Below are 584 nucleotides of genomic sequence, written 5' to 3'. Positions count from 1 at the left end.
TGGTAAAGTTTGTGTAGGTCAATTTCATCGTGCTTTATTTGAACAGAGTGAGTATGTTATTTGCATTGTAAGACGGCTAGAAAACAACTTATATGAGCTTTATTCAGTATTGAGCCCTAAAACAGGCTTACTTCATATGCAGGTTGGGATGGGAGCCTCACCTAAACCTCATAATTTATCAGTTATGAAAGGTGGGCTAGTTTGGTATTCTATAACAATAATCATAACAAGTTTTATTGTTTTATTAGCACGTGGAATAAATTTAAATACATTATTAATTTTAGCCTTTGTATTTATTTTATTTTATTTTATTTTATTCTTTATTATTAAAAAATCTTCAAATTCATTAAAACCTTTTTCAGAAAAGTCAGAGCAGATTTTTGGTTTGTATGGATTCAAAGACCCTCAAGAGGTTTTTTTATTGCCAAGTCGCTACCTGAGTGAAAAAGATCATTTGTTACTTGAGTCTGTATATGAATATAGAAAAGTTATTCAAAAAGATCCATACCCAGAAAGTTATATAGAGCAAAAACAACGTAATGTATGATTTATTAAAAATCGAAGGCCGCATTCAAAGATTAGAG

1 protein-coding gene is annotated in these 584 nt (G+C 30.0%); it reads left to right on the top strand.

Features of this window, described 5'->3' with window-relative positions; genetic code table 11:
• The coding region (locus tag AC6CHI_RS16125) for a putative type VI secretion system effector (protein WP_498122507.1) at window positions 1-547 on the top strand (547 nt) is incomplete at its 5' end.
• Between the last annotated feature and the right edge of the window lie 37 nt (window positions 548-584).

The sequence above is a fragment of the Acinetobacter sp. GQ146 genome (assembly GCF_059758585.1).
The sequence above is the reverse complement of the archived record's forward strand: the minus strand, read 5'-3'. Positions and strand labels throughout refer to the sequence as shown.